13 protein-coding genes are annotated in these 14,670 nt (G+C 59.6%); 7 read left to right on the top strand and 6 right to left on the bottom strand.

The features are described 5' to 3' along the window. Positions 1–83: 83 nt before the first annotated feature. Positions 84–422 carry a winged helix-turn-helix transcriptional regulator gene (locus AC5FXY_RS18650; protein WP_493558227.1) on the bottom strand — a complete coding sequence of 113 codons (339 nt, stop codon included), beginning with the start codon at positions 420–422 and terminating at the stop codon, positions 84–86. Between the two features lie 148 nt (positions 423–570). Between AC5FXY_RS18650 and AC5FXY_RS18645 the strand changes: the two genes are divergently transcribed. Beyond that, on the top strand, positions 571–1,344 hold the full coding sequence (locus AC5FXY_RS18645) for an MBL fold metallo-hydrolase (protein ID WP_493558226.1): 774 nt from the start codon (positions 571–573) through the stop codon (positions 1,342–1,344). A gap of 145 nt (positions 1,345–1,489) precedes the next feature. Here the strand turns inward: AC5FXY_RS18645 and AC5FXY_RS18640 are convergent, their stop codons facing one another. Continuing rightward, on the bottom strand, positions 1,490–1,891 hold the full coding sequence (locus tag AC5FXY_RS18640) for a hypothetical protein (protein ID WP_493558225.1): 402 nt from the start codon (positions 1,889–1,891) through the stop codon (positions 1,490–1,492). Between the two features lie 115 nt (positions 1,892–2,006). Here AC5FXY_RS18640 and AC5FXY_RS18635 point away from each other — a divergent pair, with 115 nt between their 5' ends. Then, on the top strand, positions 2,007–2,534 hold the full coding sequence (locus tag AC5FXY_RS18635; protein WP_493558224.1) for a hypothetical protein: 528 nt from the start codon (positions 2,007–2,009) through the stop codon (positions 2,532–2,534). Between the two features lie 148 nt (positions 2,535–2,682). Here AC5FXY_RS18635 and AC5FXY_RS18630 read toward each other — a convergent pair whose 3' ends face one another. The 4 genes from AC5FXY_RS18630 to AC5FXY_RS18615 form a co-directional block, all read right to left on the bottom strand. Then, positions 2,683–3,123 carry a hypothetical protein gene (locus tag AC5FXY_RS18630; protein WP_493558223.1) on the bottom strand — a complete coding sequence of 147 codons (441 nt, stop codon included), beginning with the start codon at positions 3,121–3,123 and terminating at the stop codon, positions 2,683–2,685. Positions 3,124–3,416: 293 nt separating this feature from the next. Further along, positions 3,417–5,564 carry a methylmalonyl-CoA mutase gene (gene scpA / locus AC5FXY_RS18625; protein ID WP_493558222.1) on the bottom strand — a complete coding sequence of 716 codons (2,148 nt, stop codon included), beginning with the start codon at positions 5,562–5,564 and terminating at the stop codon, positions 3,417–3,419. 92 nt (positions 5,565–5,656) lie between these two features. Beyond that, positions 5,657–6,031, bottom strand: a complete 375-nt coding sequence (locus AC5FXY_RS18620) for a four helix bundle protein (RefSeq protein ID WP_493558221.1) — start codon at positions 6,029–6,031, stop codon at positions 5,657–5,659. A gap of 36 nt (positions 6,032–6,067) precedes the next feature. Then, positions 6,068–7,876, bottom strand: coding sequence for a methylmalonyl-CoA mutase family protein (locus AC5FXY_RS18615; protein ID WP_493558220.1), 1,809 nt, complete (start codon positions 7,874–7,876; stop codon positions 6,068–6,070). 174 nt (positions 7,877–8,050) lie between these two features. Between AC5FXY_RS18615 and AC5FXY_RS18610 the strand changes: the two genes are divergently transcribed. From AC5FXY_RS18610 to dnaA, 5 genes are all read left to right on the top strand, one after another. Next, a complete protein-coding gene (locus AC5FXY_RS18610; protein ID WP_493558219.1) occupies positions 8,051–9,325 on the top strand; it encodes a hypothetical protein in 1,275 nt (424 codons plus the stop codon). Between the two features lie 260 nt (positions 9,326–9,585). Then, complete coding sequence (locus AC5FXY_RS18605; protein WP_493558218.1) at positions 9,586–10,827, top strand: porin family protein; 1,242 nt, start codon at positions 9,586–9,588, stop codon at positions 10,825–10,827. A gap of 188 nt (positions 10,828–11,015) precedes the next feature. Next, positions 11,016–11,774: a 5'-nucleotidase C-terminal domain-containing protein gene (locus tag AC5FXY_RS18600; RefSeq protein WP_493558217.1), complete on the top strand. Its 759-nt coding sequence runs from the start codon at positions 11,016–11,018 to the stop codon at positions 11,772–11,774. Positions 11,775–11,889: 115 nt separating this feature from the next. Beyond that, positions 11,890–12,828 (top strand): bifunctional metallophosphatase/5'-nucleotidase, encoded by a 939-nt coding sequence (locus AC5FXY_RS18595; RefSeq protein WP_493558216.1) that lies wholly within the window; start codon positions 11,890–11,892, stop codon positions 12,826–12,828. A 131-nt stretch (positions 12,829–12,959) separates the two neighbouring features. Continuing rightward, the gene (gene dnaA / locus AC5FXY_RS18590) at positions 12,960–14,561 is read left to right on the top strand and encodes a chromosomal replication initiator protein DnaA (RefSeq protein ID WP_493558215.1); all 1,602 of its coding nucleotides are present in this window, start codon (positions 12,960–12,962) and stop codon (positions 14,559–14,561) included. Positions 14,562–14,670: the final 109 nt, after the last annotated feature.

Raw genomic sequence — 14,670 nt, 5'->3', positions numbered from 1 at the left:
GCTTTGAACACAGTTCATGTTGGGGCGAGGCGCAGCCTTGCACGATTAGAAGTACTAGCTACAAGCTCGCGCTTGGGGGCCCATCAGGAGATGCGCACGACGCCTTCGACGTGGGCCAGTGCCCAGTCCTCCAGTCGTTGTAAGATGGGGGCCAACTCGGCACCTTTGGCGGAGAGACGGTAGCTGACTTCAGGTGGAAAGTTGTTCTGCACGGTACGCTCCACCAAACCCGCTGTTTCCAACTGACGCAGCTGCTCCAACAGCACCTTTTTCGACACCCGCGGAATCTTCCGCCACAGATCGGTGAAGCGCAGCGGGCCGTGGGCCAGATGGAAGAAGATAATCGGCTTCCATTTGCCCGAAATAAGGTCGAGGGCCACTTTAGCGGCGCAGCATTCTATTTCATGGTAGGTGTGGCGCATTCGTGGTGTACAAAAAGGTAACCGGGTAACCAGCAGGTGAATTTCTTGAGCCCGCGCTGGGGAGGAGGGTACTTTTGACCGGTTGGATGTAGGCAGCCAGTCCAAGCTGCTGCGCCCGCCCAAGGTAGTACTCAACCTGCTTCCCCTAATGCAAGTTCAACTCATTCGCCACGCCACGCTTCTGGTGAAGCTGGCCGGCAAAACCCTGCTCGTCGACCCCATGCTGGCCCCGCGCAACCAGTACGACCCCGTTCCCATGTCAGCCAACCAGGTGCGCATTCCGCTGGTCGACCTGCCGTTTCCGGCCGAGGAACTGCCCGGCCTGCTGGCTTCGGTGGATGCCGTGCTACTCACCCACACGCACCCCGACCACTGGGACCCCACTGCCCAGCAGCTGCTGGCCAAGCACCTGCCTATCCTGTGCCAACCAGCCGACACCGAGGCCGTGCAGGCACAAGGCTTCACCCAGGCGCAGCCCATCGAAACCCAGCTCGACTGGGAAGGCATCCGCATCTACCGCACCGGCGGCCAGCACGGCACCGGCGAAATCGGGCAGATGATGGGCACCGTATCGGGCTTTGTGCTGGAAGCCGAGCAACAGCGCCTCTACATTGCCGGCGACACCATCTGGTGCGACGAAGTAGTCCAGGCCCTCGACCAACACCGCCCCGACATCATCGTGCTCAACGCGGGCGGCGCCCAGTTCCTGCAGGGCGGCCCCATCGTGATGACGGCGGCCGAGGTAGCACAAGTGGCCCGCTACGCTCCGCAGGGCGCCGTGTACGCCGTGCACCTCGAAACGGTCAACCACAGCACCGAAGACCGCGCCACCACGCAGGCGTATCTGGCGCAGCAGGACCTGACCGCCCAGGTACACGTACCCGCCGATGGCGAGTGGCTACCGATTCCACAGCATGCGTAGGCTATAAAACGCTCGTGAAAGGAGCGTTTAGAAGTTATTTGGCCCCTGATGATTGGGCACGAAACAGAAGCGCCTCCAAGGTACCTGCTGCTTCGTACCGAAGCATCAGGGGCCAAAGCCAGTCCGCCCGACTACGGCCGGTCTGCTATCCGCCGTTAGCTCTGGCCGCTTTCAGTTCGACGACTGCCAGGAAACCAATAATCATCAGCTCACTGGCAAAATACAGGTAGCCGATTGGGGTAAGCCGGGGGTGCCAATACGCGAGCAGCCCCGCGGTGATGCCGCAGTAGGCCAGGTTCAGCGCGGCTAGTACCCGCATGTACCCCCGCCAGCGGGAGGCGGCCAGTGCGGCGCACCAAAACGAATACAGCGCCAACAGCAGCGCCACGCCGGCCAGGAAGGAGAGCGGCGGCTGAGGCATTCCGAAGAGGGGCTCGAACCGCACCAGCACCACGCCCAAAAGCACCGCCGACAGCAGGGCGCCGGAGCCATCAAGCAAAAAGAGCTGCTTAGGAGACAAGGAACGCCAGAGTAGTTGAAAGGGCATTGGGTCTGCTGGTTGAAGACAAGAGTGAAGCAACAGCCCGCTGCTGCTCCGGTGGCTGGGGCGAATAGATAAGCAAAGATTAGTGTAGTGGTTCCGATTGCATTACTTCACCGCTATGCTCACGATCAAGGATTTCTTCGCGTTTGACGATTTGATAACTGCCAAATGGGGCCGTAAGTCATACCAGTACGTCGACTACTGTGGCCTTATTCCCATGCGTCCGCTCGAAAACGGGGGGTATTTCTGCACGCCTGTTAATTCATTGTGCTTCGCCAGAACGGGCGGGAACGGCGTGCACTTTAGCATCCTCCACTGCACCAGCGAAAACGACGCCGGGCCGGTTGTCATGACGGTGCCAATGGCTTCCCGACCCAACATCGTGGTAGCCGAAAACCTGGAGGAGTTCTTGGCTATTGGCTGCCGCCACGGCTGGTTTGCATTGGAGCAACTTGCTTACCGAGAGGTCGAAGCATTGGAATACTATGCTGGCCCGGAGGCAGAGTTATCCGAAGAAGAAAAAAACTTCTTGGACTTAGTCCGATCCAAGTTGCTGGTTGAGCATTCGCCACTCACGGCCGAGCGACTTCAAAAGTTAGAGCGTCGCTATTTCTCGCAGCTACAGATCAAGTCTTTAAATAGTTAGATTGAAGCAGCAGCCGGGGCGAAACGAAGTAGGGCCGCTGGGGGCGGGCTGAGGACTGTTCTGTTGCGAGGCATAGCCTCGCCTGATGAGAAGCACGAGCTACAAGCTCGCGCTACATGGGGCGGCCTTGCCCGAAGGAAATTGCAGGTTACAAAGCTCGCGCTAACTGTGGGCCTACAACTACGGGAAGTCGGGTGGCGGAAATGTTGGCTCCGGTAACCCCAGCGGCTACAAAAGCCGCGTGCAGTCGCTCGGAAACGCACAGATTGGAGGGCGGCACGATGAAAAAATCGAGGCTGCGGTCGAACGCGTCGCTCAAGACAATTTTTTCTACCCCGCGCAGATAGGTTTGCATGTGCACTTTGTACTCCTGTGCGTCGGCGACGGAGTGGTATTGCTTGTTACCGAACAAGTCGTCGCCGGACTTGAACACGGAGTTCCGATAGTCTATCACGTCGTAGCTCAAGTCGTCCATCACGACCATCTGGTAGCCGTCGAACTCGCCCGACGGCTCCTCCGCCGCCACGCCGAACGTGCGCACGATGGTAGTGTTGAAGTTGCGCAGGATGCCAGCAACCTTGGGGCTCATAAGGAACTCGCAGCGATAAAGCATGGGTCCGAATGAAACAAAGTCTGTGACTTTTGCGCCCCTCAATTTCTTTATGCACGTTATCTGCAGACTATCCAACTCTTTGGTTTCGATGATCAGTTTCAGGTCGTACTGCACCGCTTCGTAAGCGCGAAGAAAGTTCTTGTCGCACAACTCAACTTGCATGACGCCGTTGCGGACCCCGATTACCTTCGGATCGGAAGCGGTAAGGAAAGTGACGTATTGCATTGTGTTTTAGAAGTTTGAGTCTTTGCAATACTGATTCACGGCTATTACGCTTCGGTCTGCGCCCCCAGCTCCTTCAGAATCTCCTGCGCCGCCACGGCAATGACGGTGCCTGGCCCATACACGCCCGTCACGCCAGCGTCGTAGAGGAACTGGTAGTCCTGGGCGGGGATAACGCCGCCGGCAATGACGAGGATGTCCTCGCGGCCGAGCTTGGTCAGCTCCCCGATGAGCTGGGGAATGAGGGTTTTGTGACCGGCGGCCAGCGACGACACGCCTACCACGTGCACGTCGTTTTCGGCGGCCTGACGGGCTACTTCCTCGGGCGTCTGGAACAGCGGGGCAATGTCCACGTCGAAGCCCACGTCGGCGAAGGAGGTGGCAATGACTTTGGCGCCGCGGTCGTGGCCGTCCTGGCCCATCTTGGCCACCATCATGCGGGGGCGGCGGCCTTCCTTCTGGCTAAATTCGTCGGCCAGATGCCGGGCTTTGGCGAATTCCTGGTCGTAGTCCATTTCGGCAGAGTACACACCCGATACGGTGCGGATGGTGGCCTGGTGACGGCCGTACACGGCTTCCAGGGCATCGGAAATTTCGCCGAGCGTGGCGCGCAGGCGGGCGGCATTCACGGCCAGATCGAGCAGGTTGGCGTTGCCGGAGCGGGCGGCTTCGGTCAGGGCCGCCAGGGCCTGCTGCACCGCGGCGTTGTCGCGCTCGGCCTTGATCTTGTTCAGCCGCGCAATCTGCGACTCGCGCACGGCGGCGTTGTCGATGTCGAGAATTTCGATCTGGGTTTCCTGGGCCTGCTGCTCCTCCGTGAGGCGGTGCTTGTTCACCCCCACGATTACCTCCTTGCCCGAATCGATGCGGGCCTGCTTGCGGGCCGCGGCTTCCTCGATGCGCAGCTTAGGCAGGCCGGTTTCGATGGCCTTGGCCATTCCGCCTAGCTCTTCTACTTCCTGAATCAGCGCCCAGGCCTTATCGGCCAGCTCATGGGTGAGCGTCTCCACGTAGTAGGAGCCGCCCCAGGGGTCCACCACCTTGGTGATGTCCGTCTCGTGCTGCAGGTACAGCTGGGTGTTGCGCGCAATGCGGGCCGAGAAGTCGGTGGGCAGGGCAATGGCCTCGTCCAGGGCGTTGGTATGCAGGCTCTGGGTGCCGCCCAGGGCCGCGGCCAAGGCTTCCACGCAGGTGCGCGTCACGTTGTTGAACGGGTCCTGCTCGGTGAGCGAGTAGCCCGAGGTTTGGCAGTGCGTGCGCAGCGCCAGCGACTTGGGGTTTTCGGCCCCGAACTGCTTGATGAGCTTTGCCCAGAGCAGGCGGCCGGCGCGCATCTTGGCAATTTCCATGAAGTGGTTCATGCCGATGGCCCAGAAAAACGACAGGCGCGGCGCAAACTGGTCGATGGTCATGCCCGCCTTCAGGCCGGCGCGCACGTACTCCACGCCGTCGGCGAGGGTGTAGGCCAGCTCCAGGTCGGCAGTGGCGCCGGCTTCTTGCATGTGGTAGCCCGAGATGCTGATGCTGTTGAAGCGCGGCATCTTCTGGGCCGTGTAGGCGAAGATGTCGGCGATGATGCGCATCGAGGGCTCAGGCGGGTAGATGTAGGTGTTGCGCACCATGAACTCCTTCAGAATGTCGTTCTGAATGGTGCCCGACAGCTTCTCCGGCGTCACGCCCTGCTCCTCCGCCGCCACAATGTAGAAGGCCATAACCGGCAGCACGGCCCCGTTCATGGTCATCGATACCGACATCTGGTCCAGCGGAATCTGGTCGAAGAGCACCTTCATGTCCTCCACCGAGTCGATGGCCACGCCGGCCTTGCCCACGTCGCCCACCACGCGCGGGTGGTCGGAATCGTAGCCGCGGTGCGTGGCCAGGTCGAACGCCACCGAAAGGCCCTTCTGTCCGCCGGCGAGGTTGCGGCGGTAGAACGCATTGGATTCCTCCGCTGTCGAGAAGCCCGCGTACTGGCGCACGGTCCACGGGTTCTGCACGTACATCGTGCTGTAGGGCCCGCGCAGGTAAGGCGCCTGCCCCGCCCCAAAGCCGAGGTGGTCGAGCAGGGCGACGTCTTTGGCCGTGTAAAAGCCTTTCAGCTCGATGCCTTCGGGCGTGACCGAGGTTTGCGCTTTGGCCGGCGTCTCGGGCCGAGCCCCGGCGTTATAAGGAATATGGGCGAAGTCGGGTTTCATGGTTTTGGGGTGACACGTGACAGGTGACACGTGACAAGGTTGGTGGGTTGGGAGGTAACTGGTATCAGGTACAGAACACAGGTATAATTGATCTAGGCGGGAGCCTTTGGCTTTAGGCTTTTCAGCAGCCCGTGAATCAAGCCAGTAACACGGTCAAGTGTGGCAATGGCATCATCGGTTTGCGGAGCGGATAGGTAACCGAGACGTTCGGCAAGGAGCAAGATCGTGTCAAGTTCAGCAACGGAGCCACGGGCAATGAGTAAGAATCGGCTAAACTCTGCGGGTGAGTGACGGCCGGCCCCTTCGGCAATATTCAATGGAACCGAGGTAGCAGCGCGGCGCAACTGTGAGGCTAGTTCATACCGCTCAGAGTTGGGGAAGGAATCAGCTAAATGGTAAGCTACCGGCACAAAATCAAAAGCTTGCCGCCAGCATTCCAGCCGATAATGAGGTTTGTCGCACCGCATCCGTTAGCCTGTTACATGTCACCTATTACGTGTCACCTATCTGCCTTGCAGCCGCGCCAGCACGTCGTCGGTGCTGTGGCCGTGCACCGTAAACTCGCGGAAGCCGAAGTGCTTCACGGCGTCCTGCATGGTAGCTAGGTCAGCTGTAAGCAGGAGCGGGGCTTCCAGCTCCGGGTCGATTTCCTCGTCGAGCTGCTTGATGAAGCGCACAAATTCGCGCACCTGCTCTTCGGTGGCATACATAAGCGTAGCCGCCTCGGGCGTGGAGAACAGCGCCGACAGCGAGCCTACCGGCGGCAGGTTTTCGGTAGCGGTGCGTTCCGCTTCGGGCAGCAGGCGCGTGTACAGTTCGTGCACAAACTGAATGGTATCGGCCCCGAGCAGTACCACCGCGGCGGTTTTCTTTTTGAGCTCCTTGCGGATGAAGTGCAGAGCTGTGGCCAGCCGCAATACTTCTGAAGGGTAAGCCGCCCGGGTGGTATCAAAGTGGCGGCTGCGCAGCAGCTTCTTCGGGTCGAAGGTGAACTGTTCGTTGGGGTTCTGAAAGCGGTTGGTGCCCACTATCACCTGTTCGCCGGTGGCAATGCGGTGAAACTTCTCCAGCGCCACCTGCCGGATTTCTTCCAGGATGCTGCCGCGCTTGGTCAGAATGCCGCCGGCCGCTTCGGTACGTTGGAAAAGTGCCCACGCTTCCTGAGCCAGCTGGTCGGTCAGCGTCTCGATAAAGTAAGAACCGGCGGCCGGGTCGGCTACGCGGTCGAGGTGGGCCTCTTCGCGCAGAATGATGGGCACGTTGCGGGCAATGCGGGCCGAAAAGTCATTGGGGCCCGCGTACAGGCTGTCGTAAGGCGTGACGGAGATGGAGTCGGCCCCACCCAGCACGGCGCTCATGGCCTCGGTGGTCACGCGCAGCATATTGGTGTGCGGGTCCAGCGTGGTCTGGTCCCACGAGGAAGTAGCCGCCTGGATGCGCAGCGCGGCCGCCAGTTCGGCGGGCAGCCCGTAGGCGTGCAGCAGTGTGCCCCACAACCGGCGTAAGGCGCGCAGCTTGGCTATTTCCATGAAGTAGCTCGGGCCGATGCTCATGTGCATGTGCATGGCCGAAGCCACAGCTGCCGCGTCTACATCGAGGTCATCGGAAGGAAAGTGGTCGAGGAAGGCCACGGCCGTACTCAGGGAATAGGCTATTTCCTGCACGGCCGTAGCGCCGCGGTTGCCGAAAAAGCTGCCGTTGACGCACAGCGGAAGAAAGTCGGGCAGGTGACGGGAGTGGCGCACGCAGCGGCGCAGCGAGTGCACCAGCACGGCGTAATCATCGGGCGAGCTGTTGGCGCCCGGAGCGTAGCGCAGGAAACCGCGCAGCTGGCGCTCAGGGCTGGCATCGAGCAGGCGCAGCAGGAACTCCTCGGCCTGCCGGCAAATGGTGAAGCCCAGGTAGGTAGTGGCCAGCGGTAGCTTAGCAGCCAGGTAGCCTACGTCGAACAGAGCAGGCTCATCGATGTCGAAGTGAATCCCGTCAGCCCCCTGCTGCAGGGCCGTGGCCGCGTGGTCGATGGCGGCGTGGCCGTCGTTGCGCGCCGGCACGAGCACACGGGGCAAGTTGCGCCAGCTGTTGGGCGCCGAATTTGGCGTGGGGCGCAGCACGGGCGCTGGCGCCTCGCCCAAGCCTGCCAGGGCTTCGCGGTGGTAGAACGGCTCAAGCACCAGCCCCTCCGGCGTGTGAAACTGCAGCGCAGCCGGGTCGGCGCCTTTCAGGTCGCGCGCGATGCGGGCCTGCCAGGCTTCGGTGGTTAATGGTTCGAATTCCGAAAAGGATACGGGGGTAGAGCGAGGAGTATCAGACATACGAGGGCTGCAAAAGCATTCGGTCAGCCGCTGAGCAGCGGGAACTGCGGCGCCGAAAGATACCGGGTTTGGGGAGAAAGAAACGGCGAATAATGCCGCGGGTTTGCCTCAGGTACCCGGCCTGCTACCTTTGGGCCCAGGCCGCACTTCTGTGGCGCGGTCTGTATCTCCGCTATGCCGTATTTATTATTCCGGCGCCTTGTGTCAGCAGTGCGCTCATTGGCAGTTACTATTCGTTACGCCACTGTAGTAGCCGGTCTGCTTCTATTCGCTGCGGGGACGATCCGCGCGCAAGGCACGTTCCAGCCCGGCTACCTCATCGGGGCTACCGGCGATACGCTGCGTGGCCTGATAGACTTCCGCGGGGCAGCCTTCAATTCCCAGCACTGCCGCTTCAAGCCCGCTGCCTCGGCGCAGGTGCAGGAATATGCTCCGCAGGAGGTACGAGGGTACCAGGTGGCGGGTACGCTGTATGAGGCCCATGAGGTATTTACGCCGAATGCGCAACCCGAGCAAAGCCGCTACTTCCTGGTAGTAGCCGAGCGCGGCCCCGTCAGCTTCTATTACCTGGTTGATAAAGACAACGTCGACCGGTTTTTCATCAAAGAAGCCGCCGGAACGGAGCTGCGCGAACTACGGCGCGTGGTTACCCGCTTTACCAACCCAGATACTCATCGGCGGCAGCAAACGGTAAACAACCTGTACCAAAACACGCTCGCAGCCGCTTTTGCCGCTTGCCCCAGCGAGCAGGCCCGGGCCCTGCGGTTGAATCCTTTCGGCTACGAAGCCTTACGCGAAGCCGTACGCCGCTACAACGCCTGCGCCGGAAGTGCGGCGCCGGCTACCGTCACCGCGCCGAGCAGTAAGCCGGAATTGCAGGTGCTTGTCTCCGCCGGGGTGGGCACAAGCACGTGGATAAATTATTTGTCCAGCGGAAAAAGCCGCGGAATTACCCCGAGCCTGGGGATGCAGGTTGGCATTCGGCCAGCGTACCGTAACCGCTTGGTTTCGCTTCAAACGGGACTATTGTTTGAGGGACCGACACGCTACCGGGAGCAGCAGGAAAACTACGACGGTTATCAACAGGCAGACCTTAACGCTGGACTGATTTCTTTGCCGGTGGGTATTCGTTTTACTGCTCAAAAGGGCAGCGTCCGGCCTTTTATTGAGGTGGGCGGTACAGCGCGTATGCTCTTCGTTACCCAGCCCGGCGTAATAAGTCAGTACAGCAGGGCTGGTGCCCTTATGTATCAGCAGCCGGGACAGTTCGAGAAAGGGTACAGCCTATTTGAAGTGGGTATTGGCGCCGTAGCAGGAATTGAAATTCGAACGTCAAAGGGACATACCGGGCAAGTGGGAATACGGGCTACTAGTGGTGGGTTGACGGGCCAGGTGAACGGGTACCTACGCACCGGGAATTTATTTGTAGCCTACTCACTGAGGAAGTAGCTAAGGCACACTTCTCAATGGGAAGCGGAAAGTGCCCTGGTTAATCTTCAGTTTTTGATGGCGTAAGGCCTCATACCCGCCACAGCCGTATGTAATTGTTTCGGGTTGAGCCTGCCGGCACGAGGTTCCTGCGACCTATTTGGTAGTTTTGCAGGCTGTAGTATGCCGAGGTTTAGCTAGATCAGAGTTTTGCTATTTCTCTTCTCAAATCCACGGCTTTACCGCTGGACCTTCTTCAGTTACCCTTCATATCACTTCGCGTGAAACACTTTTTACTATCGGTCGCCGGTCTGGTGCTGATTGCTGGCCAAGCTGCGGCCCAAACCAATTTTCGTCCTGGCTTCATCCTCAAAAGCAGCGGCGACACGATTCGTGGCCAGGTAGATGCCCGGGGCGCTCAGCGTAGCGCCCGCCTGTGTAGCTTCCGGGCCGGCGCCGAAGCTGCCGTCGAACAATTTGCTCCTGATGCACTACGGGCATATGGCATCGAGGGCGGCAAGGTGTACGAGGCCCGAATCATCTCTGGCCAGGCCGAAGCCAAACAGCTGTTTTTGGAAAAGCTAGTGCAGGGCCCGGCCAATCTGTATTTCCTGCGCGACGATACCGACCGCGACCATTTCTACTTAGGCATGGGCAGCGGCGAGCTGCAGGAGCTGACTAAGTCGGTGGACAAGGTGATTATGGACGGCAAAACCTATAATCAGGAAGACAACCAGTACCGTCAAACGCTAACCGCGGCCTTCAGTAGCTGCCCATCGGTGCAGAACTCTATCAAGACGTCGCTGTTGGCAGCCAACAGCCTAAGCAAAGTGGTAGAGAAGTATAATGCTTGCGTGGGGCAGGCATCCGTGACCCGCACCACTCGCGGCCGCTTTGCGCTGCACGCCGTGGCAGGCGTCAATACCACCCAACTGAAATTCGTGGGCGGCTTGTTTGACGGTGGCACTGCATCGGATAAGTTGTCCCCGACGGTAGGAATTGGAATGAATTGGGCTATGCCGACCCTCAACGACAAGCTAAGCATGCGGTTGGAGGTGCATTACCTAGCACAGAATTATGAAGGAACTTTTACTCGCCCTAGCAATGCATCTACTGCTTATGGGCGGGAGCAGCAAATTCGTCTCGATGTATCTTACTTGCGAGTTCCCTTAGTAATGCGCTATACTTTTCCGCGTGGTACTATGCGCCCCTTTCTACAAGTTGGCATTACTAATATGTACGCCTTTAATTGCGATGGGGAGTTCCGTTACCGTTTCAACTCCACCAGTGATTATACGGTTTGGTGGAAAATGTTTGAGCCTGCCGCTAACGCTTTATTCGTCCGCCGCAAGTATGAGCAAGGCATCGTGGTGGGAGGAGGCCTAACCTCCGCTCGGGTTGGCGGGCGCAATACCAGCTTTGAACTGCGCGGCGAGTACACCAACGGATTCAGCGCTTCCACGGGAGCCGGGATGCGGGGTATGCTCCTGTACGGCTTGATTTCGGTTGATCTGACCAAATAGTAGCAGATGATATTTTAGAGAAGCTGCCCAACTACATAAACAACCACTGCAAGCGCGCCGCAGAAACTCGGTTTCTGCGGCGCGCTTCTTTTTTGGCCTGGAACTAGGCCGGCACCACCGTTGTCCCTGCTGCACGAGCGACGACCGTTTTCAGCTGACAGTCGGCCGGCTGCCTTACCTTTGCTGCCATGATGAACTTTGCGAATCGCAGCCTCAGCTGGTTGCTCGCCGCCACGCTGGTGTTCCCTGCCTGCCAGCGCGGCACTTATCAGCCTACACTGTCTGCTACTGTCGCCCAGCCCGTAGCGGCCGAGCAGCCCGCCGACCCCAAAGTGGAAGCCGTGGTAGCGCCTTACCGCCAAAAAGTGAAAGAGCAGATGGACGAGATAATCGGCACCGCACCGGAGGCCATCCGCAAGAACCCCGGTGAGTCGCCGCTGGCCAACTTCACCGCCGACCTGCTTCGCGAGCGAGCCACTAAGGAAGCCGGCCAGCCCATCGAACTGGGCCTGATGACCAACGGCGGCCTGCGCGCCGAGTTGCCCGCTGGCAACATCACGGTGGGCTCGGTGTTTGAGCTCATGCCGTTCGAAAACGAGCTGGTGATTCTGGACGTGCCCGGCCCGGTGGTGCAGCAGCTGTTTGAATACACAGCCCGGGTAAAAATGGCCCTTTCCGGGGCTACTTACAGCGTCGGGGCCGATGGCAAGCCCGTCGATATCCGTATCGGCAAGGAGCAGTTCGACCCCAACAAGGAGCGCCTTTACACCCTCGCCATTTCCGATTACCTGGCCGGGGGCGGTGACCAGCTGACTTTCCTGAAGCCCATCAAGCCGCGTGGTACGGGCGTGCTGGTGCGCAACGCCATCAACGACCACATTCGCCAGCTGACCAAGCAAGGCAAGCCGGTGCAGGCCCGCGTAGAGGGCCGGGTCAAGGTTTTGTAAATGTGCTGATGTGCTAATGAATTTGGAGTTGATAGCCGTTTTTCAGTAGGCCACAATACACTTCAATTCACCAGCACACTGGCTCACATTCACTCACATTAGCACATCAACCACCGTGAATCGTCGCGACTTCATAAAATCTTCGGCCCTGAGTGCAGCTGGTCTGAGCCTGCTCGGCCCCAGCCTGTTTGCCTCCGCCGAAGCGGCCAGCCGGCAGGTGCGCCTCACCATCCTGCACACCAACGATATGCACTCGCGCATCGACCCGTTTCCCGTGGGCTCGGCGCAGTGGGCCGACCAGGGCGGCATGGCCCGCCGGGCGGCGCTGGTGGCCAAAATCCGGCAGGAGCAGCCCAACGTGCTGCTGCTCGACGCCGGCGACATCTGGCAGGGTACCCCGTACTTCAACTTTTTCGGCGGAGAGCTGGAATACAAGCTCATGAGCCAGATGGGCTATGATGCTGCCACCCTCGGCAACCACGACTTCGACAACGGTCTTGGCGGGCTGGAGCGGCAGCTGCCCAACGCGCAGTTTCCCTTCATCATTGCCAACTACGACTTCTCCCAAACGCAACTGAAAGGCCGGTTTCAGCCTTACAAGGTGTTTGAAAAGCAAGGCGTACGCATCGGCGTCTTCGGCGTGGGCATCGAGATGGCCGGTCTGATTTCTGACCGCCTTTTCGGAGCTACCAAGTACCTCGACCCTATTGCCGTGGCCAAGGAGCAGGTGCAGCACCTGCGTGGCCAGGAGAAGTGCGACCTGGTTATCTGCCTCTCGCACCTCGGCTACAAATACACCAGCGACAAAGTTGACGACCATAAGCTAGCCGCCGCCGTGCCCGGCATCGACCTGATTTTGGGTGGCCACACCCACACTTTCCTCGATACCCCTACGGTGGTAGAAGGCGGGCAAGGGCAGCGTACCCTGATCAACCAAGTGGGCTGGTCGGGTATTAAGCTCGGCCGGATTGACTATGTGTTTGACCGGGCCACGCGCAAAAACGGCGTAGCAGCAGCTGGAGCGCTGACTATCAATGCTTCAGCGTTAGGCTAGCATACTTTCGTTTGGCGCTCTGCTGACTTTTCCACATTTTTGTCTCCCTTTCGCTGAAACCGGGGCCAGAAAGCCCGGTTTCAGCTGCCTTTGTCTTCACCTCTCCGCACACCGCTTGCGCCGCCTAATTAATGCAGAAGGATTGCCGTACCGTCTGGGCCAATTGCCTGCGCGTCATCCGGAGCAGCGTCGGGGAGCAGAGCTTCCGCACGTGGTTTGAGCCCATCGCGCCGGTGGCCCTGCAGGGCAACCTGTTGATTATCCAAGTGCCCAGCCAGTTCTTCTACGAGTGGCTGGAAGAGCACTATGTGGATGTGCTCAAAAAGGCCATTGTGCAGGAGCTAGGCCCCGAAGGCCAACTCGAGTACTCGGTGGTGGTAGACCAGGGCAACGAGCAGGCCCGGCCGCGCACCGTCAACTTGCCTGCCACCCGCGGCGGAGCCGTGAACCGGCCGCCCGTGCAAACGCCTATGGCTGCCCAGGTGCGCCCCATGGCGCCGCAGCAGCCGGCTCCGGCCCCCACACCCAAACCGAGCTTTGCCATCAATGGCAACAGCAACAGCAATGCTTCGGCCGCTTATCCGCCTAAGCGCCAAGCCTCAGCCAATGCCGCAGGTGCCGTAGCGGCCGCGGCTGCTGTGCCGCCACCGCCCACGCCGCTGCGCAACCCCTTCGAGGTGCGCTCCGTGGCCGACCGCAGCTACCTGGATTCGCAGCTGAACCAGAACTACTCGTTCACGAATTACATCGAAGGCTCGTGCAACCGCCTGGCCCGTTCGGCCGGCTGGGCCGTGGCCAACAAGCCCGGCACCACGTCCTTCAACCCGCTGATGATTTATGGCGGGGTAGGGCTGGGCAAGACGCACCTAGTACAAGCCATCGGCAACCACATCAAGGAACACTCCGGCAACAAGTTCGTGCTGTACGTGTCGGCGGAGAAATTCACCAACCAGTTTATCGAAAGCCTGAAAACCAATTCGGTGCAGGATTTCGGCAACTTCTATCTGCTGGTGGATATCCTGATTCTGGACGACGTGCAGTTCCTGGCTGGTAAAGACCGGACGCAGGAAATGTTCTTCCACATCTTCAACCACCTGCACCAAGCCGGCAAACAGGTCATAATGACCTCCGATGTGCCGCCGAGGGAGTTGAAAGGCTTCGAAGAACGCCTTTTGTCGCGCTTTAAGTGGGGGCTGACGGCCGATCTGCAAAGCCCCGACTTCGAAACGCGCGTGGCCATCATCATGAACAAGATGCAGGCCGACGGTATCGACATTCCGCCGCAGGTGGTGGAGTACCTTGCGTACTCCGTCGAGACGAACGTGCGCGAACTGGAGGGCGTGCTGATTTCGCTGATTGCGCAGTCCTCGCTCACGCGCCGCGAAATCGACCTGGAAATGGCCAAGCAAGCCCTGCGTCACATCATCGAGGACGTGGAGGCCGAAGTCAACCTCGATTTCATCCAGAAAACTGTGGCCGAGCACTTCAGCATTCCCGTGGACCTGCTGAAGGCCAAGACGCGCAAAAAGGAAGTGGTAACTGCCCGGCAAGTGGCTATGTACTTCGCCAAGGAGCACACCAATCACTCGCTCAAGAGCATCGGATACCACTTCGGCGGCCGCGACCACAGCACCGTTATTCACTCCGTGCAGACGGTGTCGGACCTAATTGATTCCGACAAAACCTTCCGCACGACCATCCAGGAGCTGCGTAAGAAGTTTACGGGCAAGTAGCTCTGCGGTGCTTAAGCCCACATCTGCCCGAACAACGACTACCGCGGATAATACCGGATATGTGTGCAGGTCCGTTCGGATGGTGGCTAAGCCCACGTTACACTTGCCG

Source organism: Hymenobacter sp. FMD4 (assembly GCF_058932745.1).
This window is presented reverse-complemented; position numbering and strand designations above follow the sequence as displayed.

Excerpts from the sequence above, each read along its gene's own strand:
- AC5FXY_RS18630 (WP_493558223.1), bottom strand. The coding sequence starts at position 3,123 with ATGAGCCCCAAGGTTGCTGGCATCCTGCGCAACTTCAACACTACCATC.
- AC5FXY_RS18650 (WP_493558227.1), bottom strand. The coding sequence starts at position 422 with ATGCGCCACACCTACCATGAAATAGAATGCTGCGCCGCTAAAGTGGCC.
- AC5FXY_RS18615 (WP_493558220.1), bottom strand. The coding sequence starts at position 7,876 with ATGTCTGATACTCCTCGCTCTACCCCCGTATCCTTTTCGGAATTCGAA.
- AC5FXY_RS18610 (WP_493558219.1), top strand. The coding sequence starts at position 8,051 with ATGCCGTATTTATTATTCCGGCGCCTTGTGTCAGCAGTGCGCTCATTG.
- scpA (WP_493558222.1), bottom strand. The coding sequence starts at position 5,564 with ATGAAACCCGACTTCGCCCATATTCCTTATAACGCCGGGGCTCGGCCC.
- AC5FXY_RS18620 (WP_493558221.1), bottom strand. The coding sequence starts at position 6,031 with ATGCGGTGCGACAAACCTCATTATCGGCTGGAATGCTGGCGGCAAGCT.
- dnaA (WP_493558215.1), top strand. The coding sequence starts at position 12,960 with ATGCAGAAGGATTGCCGTACCGTCTGGGCCAATTGCCTGCGCGTCATC.
- AC5FXY_RS18600 (WP_493558217.1), top strand. The coding sequence starts at position 11,016 with ATGATGAACTTTGCGAATCGCAGCCTCAGCTGGTTGCTCGCCGCCACG.
- AC5FXY_RS18645 (WP_493558226.1), top strand. The coding sequence starts at position 571 with ATGCAAGTTCAACTCATTCGCCACGCCACGCTTCTGGTGAAGCTGGCC.
- AC5FXY_RS18640 (WP_493558225.1), bottom strand. The coding sequence starts at position 1,891 with ATGCCCTTTCAACTACTCTGGCGTTCCTTGTCTCCTAAGCAGCTCTTT.
- AC5FXY_RS18635 (WP_493558224.1), top strand. The coding sequence starts at position 2,007 with ATGCTCACGATCAAGGATTTCTTCGCGTTTGACGATTTGATAACTGCC.